Below are 10,269 nucleotides of genomic sequence, written 5' to 3'. Positions count from 1 at the left end.
CTGAGTCATGGCGGACTCCTTGCGGTTCGCTGTTTGCGCTGGCGCTCCGGGCTACGCCCTTCGCGCCAGCGCAAACAGCACGAGAAACCAACCACTGTCAGATTTAGTCTAGTTCAATACAACTGACAGCCCTGATCCGAATGGAACATCAGCCCTGAGGCGGGCCGGCGCACGTCCAGCGCCAGTCGCAAAGCGCGTATCACGAGGTTGGTGTCGGGCGAGGCCGAGCAGGCCCATCCGACCACACGCCGCGAGAACAGGTCCATCACGACGGCCAGATACAGCCAGCCTTCCTGCGTCCAGACATACGTCACATCCCCGGCCCAGACCCGATTGGGCATTGCGACATCGAATGCCCGCTCCAGCAGGTTAGGCGCCAGCGTCGCGGTGGCGCCTCCCTTCGGATACTGATGGGTGCGCGCCACACGGACCTGCACACCGGCTTCGCGCATCAGGTTGCGGGCGCGATGTCGTCCCGCGTTGTGACCGCGCCGGCGCAGTTCCTGCGACATGCGTCGACTGCCACACGTCTGGTCGTACTGCGCGTGAATTGCACACACTTCACGCAGTGCCATCTGTCGCTTCGGATGCGGGCGGGCACCGCGCGCCTTCCACGCGTAGTAACTGCTGCGCGCCACCCCCACAGCCCGGCAAACAGCCGCTACCGGATAAGCCTTCCCTGCGCGCTGGATCACTTCGTATTGCGATCCAGTTCCTTGACAAAGAAGGCTGTGGACTTTTTTAAAATGTCGCGCTCCCGTTCCAGTTCGGCCACCCGCCTTTCCAGCTCCTGAATGCGGGTCTGGGCAGGCGTCGAGCCTTCCTTTGGTGGCTCCGTCACTGCACCGTGTGGCAGGCGATCACCCATCCAGCGGCGCAACGCCGTCTCGCCAATTCCCAGCGCCCGCGCGGCCTTCGTGACCGTGTAGCCCTGCCGCAGCACCAGATCGACCGCATCTTCCTTGAACTGCTTCGAGAATTCCCGTCTTCCCATCTGACACCTCTCTGTCTGGATATAAGTCTACCTTTTGAGGTGTCCAGCTTTATTAGGCCACTACATGCCCCCCCGCACAGGGGGAACGCTAATAGACCGATAAGAAAGCAAGGAAAGGCCAAAAGACCAACACCAGCACCAGCACCAGACCACTAACAAATCAAGAAAAGCCTAAAGAGCCAGATGAACAAAAAAGCGCCGCGAAGGCCCCCCTGCCGGGCAGGCAACCCAACGTCATCGAACAGCCGACTTCCCATCCCCCACAGGCGCGGCGCCCTCAGCCGCCGCAGCTTCCCGCGTTTCAGGCATCGCCGCCCACACCAGCAAAACAGCCAACGCGCCGGCCGCGGCAAGCCCAAAGAAACTCACAGCATTACCAAAATGATCCGCCACAAACCCGGCAGCCGTCGTACTCAACGTCGCCCCAATCCCGGCAGCCAATCCAAACAGCCCAATACACAGGTTATACCGCCCCTTCCCGCCAGCAACATCGGCGGCAATCAACGGCAGCATCACACCGAACACGGCCGCGCTCAAGCCGTCCAGCATCTGCACCGGCACCAGCAAATAAGGGCTGCTGATCCCGGCAAACAACAAAGCCCGTATCGGCAACGCCGAAAACCCCAGCAGCAGAATCGGCCTGCGTCCCCATCGCTCGGCGGAACGCCCAACCCATGGCGACATCATCGCCACAATCGCCTGCGGCACGATAATGCAAGCAGCAATCACGAGCTGCACGTTGTCGCCCATGCCGGCCGTTACCTCGCCCGCGGCGAGATTCAACATCGCTGCATTCGACAAGTGGAACAGCACGATACAAGCCGCGAACAGCAGCATCCGCTTGTCACGCAACAACTCGCGCAAACTCTCGCGCCGCTCGATCTGCTCCGGCGTCGGCCCGGCCCTGGGCAATTCAATCGTATCGGTGCGCTGAATCATCGTCAGCGCAAACAACGCCGGCACGGCAAGCGCCGCAGTCAACCAGAACACCGCGCGGGGCGAATAGTATTCGCCGAAGATGCCCATCAGTCCGGCGGCGACAGCGCTGCCGATCGACGCCCAGCGCGCGTTGCGTCCCAGCCGGTCGCCCAGATTCGCACGCCCCACCAGAGCGAACGAGATCGCGGCCAATGCCGGCGTCAGCATGCAACTGGCAAAGCCGTGGAATACCTCGGCGGCAATCACCGGCAAAACCGTCGGGCTCGCGGCCAGCAGCACCGCGCTGAGAATGATCGCGGCAATCGCCCACGCGGCCGCGCCTTTCTTGTTGCGCAACGCGTCGACTGCGGCGCCCCCCGGCACCTGGCTCACCATCGCACTAATCGTGCCGACGGACAGCGCCATGCCGATCTCGCCCTGGGTCCACTTATGCGACGCGAGGTACGACGCGATAAACGGCCCAAAGCCCGTCTGCACGTTCGCGACGAAGAAATTCAGCCAATCGAGTGCGCGCAGGCTGCGCGTGGTTACCAAAGTGCGACCAATCATCGGGCCGCCCTTGCGTTGGAACTCGCAGTGACATTGGCCGGCGCAGCAGAAGCCGCAGCCGCGGGTGCCGGCGCCGGAGGCGGCGCGGGCGACACCGCGCGAACCGGTTTGCCGCTGGCGTACGGCGGCGTCGCATTGATCTGCGCGTCGCTCAAATCGATCAGCGGATGCAGCTCCTTGTCTTTCGTGACAAAGCGCAGCGCGGACCAGTTGGCGGCAATCGTGCGCCGCTCGGTACTGACCATGCCGTTGACGTCTAGCACGACCGCCTGGGGTTGCGCGTTGGCGTCGATCAGCACGTCGATCACGCGGCCGACCTTGGCGCCGTTCGAACGCTCGACATCGGCGTCGATCAGCGGCAATTGCAACACAGCGGATTTCGCCGCGGGAGCCGGCACGGCCGCCGCGTTGAGCGTGATCGGCGCGGCTTTCGCTGTCGGCGTGAAGCGGAACGCGCTCCATGGGAAATTGACCTTGCGGTCGCCAACGCCGAGGAATCCCTGCAGATTGACCACCATTTCGCGCGGCTTGCCGCTCGCATCCGCGATCATGTCGACCGCGCGGCCTACCACCTTGCCGTCGGGTTTCTGCACCTCGCTATCGAGCAAAGTGCGCGCGTCGCTTCGCTCAATCGTGCGCAGCACGATCAAGGGCGCGGGCGCGGGCGGCGGCGGCGCGGGCGCGGCGACCGGCGGCGGGGGTTCGACCTTGCGCGGTTTGACAACCGGCTTCTTCGGCTTCTTCGGCTGTTCGGGCTCGGCCGCCTCAGTCTCGACAGGTTCCGGCGCGGAAGCCGCCACAGGGGCGCTCGCGGGCTCGACGGGCATGACCGTGGCGTCGACAATCGGCGCCTGCTGCGGGCCCCACAGCAAGCTGCAACCGGACAGCGCGAACAGCGCGAACAGCGCGAACACAGCAAGAATCGGAAGACGCCAGGCAGGACGCGAAAAACCGCCGCTCATCAAGAAAGACTCCATGGGCCAATGCGCACGGGCGCTGTGGGGCGCCGCTCTATGTCACGCAATTAAGTCGGGTAAGGGCCAGAGTGTAACCCGTGGCGTCGGGGAGGCCCGGATTTGCAGGCTTTTTGACAGGTGCCGACGAGCGCCGTTCATGCCGTTTTGCGCGTTTATCGAGCGTTCATCAAGCGTTATGACCCCCGGTTTATCGCCGGTTTTCCGCAATCCGCACCCCGAAACCCTTCCACAACTTCATGACAAACCGTAGGTGTAAACGCGCGGAGCCTCCTCGCGGTTTGCCGTCCCTTAAACGATATAAGCATCGCGACATGTCGGGCATGCCATTCATGCGATGGGAGACATATTTGTGTTGCCCTACATTTCGGGACAGCAAAAGAAGAACGGAGCATGCGGGTTGTCTGCACGCATCGCAAGCCGACGTTCAAACCTTGCCACACCACATTAGATCAACGCAACGAGACGAACCTGATGGCGGCCGGAAAACGGGCCGTTTCAGCACGCTGATAAAGGAGGCACTCATCATGATGGAACCCCACGCCCAACCGATTTCTGAAGTCGGCGCCGAATCATTCGACGGAAAGGGCTTTCTCGACCGCTACTTCGAAATCTCGTCGCGCGGCAGTTCGCAACGTACGGAAATCGTCGCGGGCATCACGACCTTCCTCGCGATGGTCTACTCCGTGTTCGTCGTGCCGGGCATGTTCGGCAAAGCAGGTTTCGATACCAGCGCGGTGTTCGTCGCCGTGTGCCTGACCACCGCCTTCGGCTCGCTGCTGATGGGCGTGTGGGCACGTCTGCCGATCGCAATCGGCTGCGCGATTTCGCTGACTGCGTTCACTGCGTTCGGTCTCGTGCTCGGCAAAGGCCTGCATCCGACCGTCGCGCTCGGCGCGGTGTTCCTGATGGGCGTCGTCTTCACCGCGATCTCGGTGACGGGCGTGCGTTCGTGGATTCTGCGCAATCTGCCCACCGGCATCGCGCACGGCACGGGGATCGGCATCGGCCTGTTCCTGCTGCTGATCGCCGCAAACGACGTGGGTCTGGTCGTCAAGAATCCGGGCGCCGGCCTGCCGGTAGCGCTCGGCAACATCACGGCCTTGCCGGCGATCATGTCGGTGGCGGGTCTGGCTGCGATCTTCGGTCTGGTGCGCCGTCGCGTGCCGGGTTCGATCCTGATCGTGATCGTCGCGATCTCGGCGATCGCGCTCATGATCGATCCGACGGTGGTGTTCCACGGCGTGTTCGCACTGCCGTCGCTGAGCGCGCCGGGCCACGCTTCGCTGATTGGCGCGATGGACATCAAGGGCGCACTGTCGATGGCCGTCTTGCCTAGCGTGCTGGCGCTGGTGATGACCGCCGTGTTCGACGCAACCGGCACGATTCGCGCCGTTGCCGGACAAGCCGGTCAGCTCGACGAAAACGGCCGCATCATCAACGGCGGCCGGGCGCTGACGGCGGATTCGCTGAGCTCGATTTTCTCGGGCCTGCTCGGCGGTGCACCGGCGGCTGCGTACATCGAATCGACGGTCGGCGTCGCGGCCGGCGCGAAGACCGGGATGGCTGCGGCAGTGGTCGGCCTGCTGTTCCTCGTGGTGATGTTCTTCTCGCCGCTGGCCAGTCTCGTGCCTTCGTATGCCACGGCTCCCGCGCTGATGTACGTGGGCCTGCTGATGCTCTCGAACGTGAGCAAGCTGCACATGGACGACATGGTCGATGCCATGTCGGGCCTGATGTGCGCCGTATTCATCGTGCTGACCGCCAACATCGTGACGGGCATCATGCTCGGCTTCGCGACGCTGGTGATCGGCCGCGTGGTGAGCGGCGAGTATCGCAAGCTGAACGTGGGCACGGTTGCCATTGCTGCCGTGCTGGTCGGTTTCTATCTCGGCGGCTGGGCGATCTGATTCTGCCGCACTGCGCTTTACGCGGTTTTGCTGTAGCGCGAGAGCAGGGCAGGTTTTCCGTGCCGCTTTGCTCGAACGTGTAGTCGGTTGTTCTCCACCTTGACGCGGCGTATTGCAGGGTTTTATCTGCGATGCGCCGCGTATCTTTTTTGCGGCGTCCGCTTCATCGCTTCGTTCCCCCCTTTTTTCTTTTCCGCGCGTTCCGGGAAACCTACGCACGCGTCCTTGACATCGCGCCTCATGTTTCTATACTTAACCTTATGGTTAAGTTTAACGAAGCGTTACTCGATCGCACTTTCGCCGCGCTGTCCGATCCGACGCGGCGCGCATTGCTCGCGCGTCTGTCCGGGGTGAACGATCTGTCGGTCAGCGAGCTCGCCGAGCCCTTTGCGATGTCGTTGCCCGCGGTGATGAAACACCTCGACGTATTGTCCGAGGCCGGTCTCATCACGCGCAGCAAAACCGGCCGCACGGTAGCGTGCCGGTTGTCCGCCGGACCTATGGAGGAAGCCATGAAATGGCTCACTCGCTATCAGCGTTTCTGGTCGGCATCGCTCGATCGCCTGGCTGCTTTCGTCGAAGAGGAGACCGCCTGTCCACCAAGCCGGGCGTCACTCTCCGGCGGCGCCTCGACGGCACGCCGGCGCAAACCTTCCGCGGCCGGACGGAAGCGGCGCGATTCATGACGTGGAGGCATCCCATCCGTGGGCCGCATCGATTCGGCAGGCGCTATGGCCTCGATGCGCTGGAACGCTATTTCGCCTGATTTTGCTCTATTGAACCTGTACGACGCAGACAAGGAGATGCAAATGAACCCGCAAATAGACTCGCAACACCGGATCGGCACCAGAGAAGAATGGCTGGCCGCCAGCAAGGCGCTACTAGTCGAAGAGAAAGCGTATATGCGCGCCGGCGATGAGCTCGCCCGCAAACGCCGTGCATTGCCGTGGGTGAAAGTCGACAAGCCCTACGTATTCGACACGCCGCAAGGCCGCAAGACACTCGCCGATCTGTTCGGCGGCCGCAGTCAGTTGATCGTCTATCACTTCATGTTCGGCCCGGAATGGGAGGAGGGCTGCTTCGGCTGCTCGTTCGTGTCGGATCACATGGACGGTATCCTGACGCATCTCGAGCATCACGACGTATCGTACGTGGAGGTTTCGCGAGCGCCGCTCGCCAAAATAGAAGCCTTCAGGCAGCGCATGGGCTGGAAGTTTCCTTGGGTCTCGTCGAATGACAGCGATTTCAATTTCGACTATCACGTGTCGTTTACGCCGGAGGAAGTCGCCAGCAAGAAGGCGTTCTACAACTTCACCGAACAGGATGTCGGCATCGACGAGCTACCCGGTCACAGTGTGTTCTACAAAGACGAGGCGGGTGACGTCTATCACACGTATTCCACCTACGGACGAGGCGGCGAGCAGTTCCTCAGCGCGTACGCGCATTTCGACGTCACCCCGAAGGGCCGCAACGAGAAGAAGAATATGGGCGAATGGCTCAAGCATCATGACCGCTACGAAGAGAAAGCGGGCGGTTGCGCCGCATGCGGTTCGTGAAGCGGATGAGCGGCGCCGGCATCGAATCAGCCGGACGTCATGCCCCTTTGCGTCCCGCTTCATAAAACAGCGCAAATAACTCCGACTGCGAGTTGACATTGAGCTTGGTATAAATGTGCTTCTTGTGTGCGCGCACCGTCTCGAACGAGATCGTCAGTTTCTCCGCGATGGCGCGTGTTGAAAATCCGCTCAAGCTCAGCATGGCCACTTCGACCTCGCGCGCCGTGAGCGGTGAACGGCCGCTCGCCGATGACACCTGCTCGAAGCGCGCGGCATAGGCGGGCGCCTCCGTTTCTGTCTGCGTCACGGCTTCTGCCGGTGTTTGCGTCGCCGCCTCGCCCGCAGGCGGCGGCGCGCCGAATACCTCATACGGCAGGCGCTGTCGCAGCAACGCGATCACCCAGGGCGCGCACAGCGCGAGTACCGCGAGGTCGCGCTCGCCATAGCGATGCGTTGCGCCCAGCGAGAACGCCAGCGTATGCCGCGCGTCGATCATGTAGTTGAAATGCACCTCGTCGCCGACGATGTTTTTCCTGAAGTACCGCTGGTAGTAATCGGTCATCGAGAAGTTGTCGGGCGCGACGTCCGCAAGCGTGACGAAGCCCGAGGCCGGCCTCCCGGTCGCGGCGATGTAAAACGGGTCGAGCTGATAAAGCGCGGCGAGATAGTCCTGGAACATCGCATCCACCGTGCCGTCCGGCGTGGGCGATTCGGCGCAGACGAGCGGCGCTGCGCCAGGTGTGAAGCGCAGGGCGACCCAGTTATCGAACGCGACATAGCGTTCCAGCGCGCGCGTAAGACGAGTCCAGAATTGCGCGCTGTCGAGCGCTTCGATAACCGCGCCGATCTCGCGATGAAAGGCCAGATCGCGCCATTCGAGTTCCATGCGTGCTCCGTTGAGGGTAACCCAGCCGGGTGATTACGAACAAAAATATGTCTGGTAATAATAGGCCCAACCTGAAAACGCGGGCGGCCTGACAATAACCGCTATTCAACGCGAAGCAAACCGGCAAGTACAGGAGACAGAATGCTGCAACTCGAACTGGCACAGATTCCGATCGTGGATGGCGCGATGGGCGTCGGCGGGGCAAACGTGCAACGCGTGCTGCAAACCATCGGCCAACGCGCGGCCGGAACCGATCTGATCGTGTTTCCGGAGACCACGCTGTCGGGCTTTCCGACGCGCGACACCGTCGGCGAGGTGGCCGAAACGATCGACGGGCCTTCGCTGAGCGCGGTCCGCGATGCGGCGCGCGAAGCAGGTGTTGCGGTGGCGGTGGGTCTCGCCGAGCGCGACGGCAAGCGCTTTTTCAACACTACGGTGCTGGTCGACGAACGCGGCGAGATCGCGCTGCGTTATCGCAAGACGCATCTGTGGGCGTCGGACGTCGGCGTATTCGAGCCGGGCGACCGCTACGAAGTATGCAATTTCAAAGGCCTGACGGTCGGCCTGCTGATCTGCTACGACATCGAGTTTCCCGAAACGGCGCGCGCGGTCGCCTCGCTCGGCGCCGATCTGCTGATCGTGACGAACGGCAATATGGAGCCGTTCGGGCCGGTGCATCGCCGGGCAATCGTGGCCCGCGCGATGGAGAACCAGATGTTCGCGGCGCTCGTGAACCGCATTGGGTCCGGCGACGACAACCTCACGTTTCCCGGCGAATCGGCGCTGATCGATCCGTTCGGCGAGGTGGTGTGCGACGCCGGGCATGAAGAAACCGTCCTGCGCGCCACGCTCGATCCGGCGCGCCTCGAAGGCGCGCGTGAACATTATCGTTATCTGCACGACGCCCGTATCGCGCTCGATCTCGCGACGCTGAACGACGAGTACGGGCAACCCGCGCGTGTGATTCGCGCGCGGTAAGGCGCGCCACACGCGCTTCCAGCATATCTGATCGACCAGGCTCGACCGGGGCGCGTTCCACGCCGCCTCCGGCGACGCTCGCCCATTCGCATGAGGAGACACCGCATGACCCCGACATCGCCCACCGAGCGCGCCGGCGCATCCGCCGCGCCTGAGGCCACGCATCTGAAACGCACCCTCGGGCTGCCTTCAGTCCTGTTGTTCGGCCTTGCCTATATGGCGCCGCTGATCGTCTACGGCACCTATGGTGTGCTGGCGAGCGCCAGCAACGATACCGCCGCGCTCGCGTATCTGATCGCGCTGATCGCGATCGTGTTCACGGCGCTCAGTTACGGCAAGCTCGCGCGGCTTTTCCCGGTGGCGGGTTCGGCTTATACCTACACGCGCAAAACCTTTAATCCGCATCTGGGTTTCATGATCGGCTGGGCCACCTTGCTCGATTATTTTTTTCTGCCAATGGTGATCTGGCTGATCGGCGCCGCGTATCTCAGTGCCGCGTTTCCACACATTCCGAACTGGACCTGGATCGTGGCGTTCATTGTGCTGACGAGCGCGCTGAACATTCTCGGCATTGAACTCGCGAACCGTTTCAACATCGTGCTGATGGTCGTGCAACTGGCGATTGTCGCGTTGTTCGTCGTGCTGTGCTGTCACTATGTGACCGCTGCGGCGGGACCTGGCGGCCTGATTTCGGCTGAGCCCTTCTTCAAGCCGCATGTGCCGTTCTCGGCGACGATGGCAGGCGCTGCGATTGCCGCGTATTCGTATCTCGGCTTCGACGCGGTATCGACTTTGACCGAAGAAACCATCGCTCCGGAAAAGACCATGCCGCGCGCGATCGTGCTGATCGCGCTGATCGGCGGTGCGATCTTCGTGATCGCCGCGTACACGGTGCAACTCGCGCACCCGGGGGCGGTGTTCAAGGATCCGGATTCGGCCGCCTTCGAAGTCGCGCGAAAAGTGGGCGGCGATATCTTCGTCACGGTGTTTCTGGCCGGCCTGATTCTCGCGCAATTCGCTTCGGGTATCTCGGCGCAGGCAAGCGTGGGGCGTCTGTTGTATGCGATGGGACGCGACGAAGTCTTGCCCCGGCGCATCTTCGGCTTCGTGCATCCGAAGTTCAAGACGCCGGCGCTGAATATCGCAATCGCAGGCGCAATCGGTCTGGTCGCGTTGAAACTCGATGTCGCGACGTCGACCTCGTTCATCAACTTTGGCGCGTTTCTCGCATTCACCGCGGTCAATCTGTGTGTGATCCGTCAGTTCTTCAACGCGAAGGGCGGTGCGAATGCAATGGGTGTGATCGGCGGTCTGCTGTTTCCGCTGGCCGGCGCGGTGGCGGATATCTGGCTGCTGGTGAGTCTTGAGAAAACCGCGCTGGTGCTCGGTGCGGTGTGGTTCGTGCTGGGCTTGTGCTACCTCGGCTGGATCACACGCTGTTTCCGCCGGGCGCCGCCGGAAGTCGCGGTTTGAGGCAGCCGTT

General features: G+C 62.5%; 10 protein-coding genes. 5 read left to right on the top strand and 5 right to left on the bottom strand.

Annotation, left to right across the window (positions count from 1 at the left end; all coding sequences use genetic code 11):
• Positions 1-113: 113 nt before the first annotated feature.
• The 4 genes from AC57B6_RS36535 to AC57B6_RS36520 all read right to left on the bottom strand — a co-directional run bounded on the left by AC57B6_RS36535 (position 114) and on the right by AC57B6_RS36520 (position 3,444).
• On the bottom strand, positions 114-695 hold the full coding sequence (locus AC57B6_RS36535; protein WP_496423146.1) for an IS3 family transposase: 582 nt from the start codon (positions 693-695) through the stop codon (positions 114-116).
• Complete coding sequence (locus tag AC57B6_RS36530) at positions 692-994, bottom strand: IS3 family transposase (RefSeq protein WP_028200690.1); 303 nt, start codon at positions 992-994, stop codon at positions 692-694. The genes AC57B6_RS36535 and AC57B6_RS36530 overlap by 4 nt, the downstream gene beginning before the upstream one ends.
• A 234-nt stretch (positions 995-1,228) precedes the next feature.
• Positions 1,229-2,482: an MFS transporter gene (locus tag AC57B6_RS36525; protein WP_030103482.1), complete on the bottom strand. Its 1,254-nt coding sequence runs from the start codon at positions 2,480-2,482 to the stop codon at positions 1,229-1,231.
• Positions 2,479-3,444, bottom strand: a complete 966-nt coding sequence (locus AC57B6_RS36520) for a PRC-barrel domain-containing protein (RefSeq protein ID WP_496423145.1) — start codon at positions 3,442-3,444, stop codon at positions 2,479-2,481. Before AC57B6_RS36520 ends, AC57B6_RS36525 begins: the two co-directional genes overlap by 4 nt.
• A 539-nt stretch (positions 3,445-3,983) precedes the next feature.
• Here AC57B6_RS36520 and AC57B6_RS36515 point away from each other — a divergent pair.
• The 3 genes from AC57B6_RS36515 to AC57B6_RS36505 all read left to right on the top strand — a co-directional run bounded on the left by AC57B6_RS36515 (position 3,984) and on the right by AC57B6_RS36505 (position 6,922).
• A complete protein-coding gene (locus AC57B6_RS36515) occupies positions 3,984-5,366 on the top strand; it encodes an NCS2 family permease (protein ID WP_030103484.1) in 1,383 nt (460 codons plus the stop codon).
• A gap of 131 nt (positions 5,367-5,497) precedes the next feature.
• On the top strand, positions 5,498-6,052 hold the full coding sequence (locus AC57B6_RS36510; protein WP_496423144.1) for an ArsR/SmtB family transcription factor: 555 nt from the start codon (positions 5,498-5,500) through the stop codon (positions 6,050-6,052).
• 123 nt (positions 6,053-6,175) lie between these two features.
• Entirely contained in the window at positions 6,176-6,922 is a 747-nt protein-coding gene (locus tag AC57B6_RS36505; RefSeq protein WP_496423143.1) for a DUF899 domain-containing protein, read from the top strand.
• Positions 6,923-6,959: 37 nt separating this feature from the next.
• Here AC57B6_RS36505 and AC57B6_RS36500 read toward each other — a convergent pair whose 3' ends face one another.
• A complete protein-coding gene (locus AC57B6_RS36500; RefSeq protein WP_183797985.1) occupies positions 6,960-7,808 on the bottom strand; it encodes a helix-turn-helix transcriptional regulator in 849 nt (282 codons plus the stop codon).
• Positions 7,809-7,952: 144 nt separating this feature from the next.
• Here AC57B6_RS36500 and AC57B6_RS36495 point away from each other — a divergent pair, with 144 nt between their 5' ends.
• Both AC57B6_RS36495 and AC57B6_RS36490 read left to right on the top strand, forming a co-directional pair.
• Positions 7,953-8,786 (top strand): carbon-nitrogen hydrolase family protein, encoded by an 834-nt coding sequence (locus AC57B6_RS36495; protein WP_030103804.1) that lies wholly within the window; start codon positions 7,953-7,955, stop codon positions 8,784-8,786.
• A 105-nt stretch (positions 8,787-8,891) separates the two neighbouring features.
• Positions 8,892-10,259 (top strand): APC family permease, encoded by a 1,368-nt coding sequence (locus AC57B6_RS36490; RefSeq protein WP_496423142.1) that lies wholly within the window; start codon positions 8,892-8,894, stop codon positions 10,257-10,259.
• The last annotated feature ends 10 nt before the right edge of the window (positions 10,260-10,269 follow it).

This window comes from Paraburkholderia sp. BGA-UO-ETr-F12 (assembly GCF_059567945.1).
Note: the sequence above shows the minus strand (reverse complement) of the source record. Positions and strands in the feature narration are given on the sequence as shown.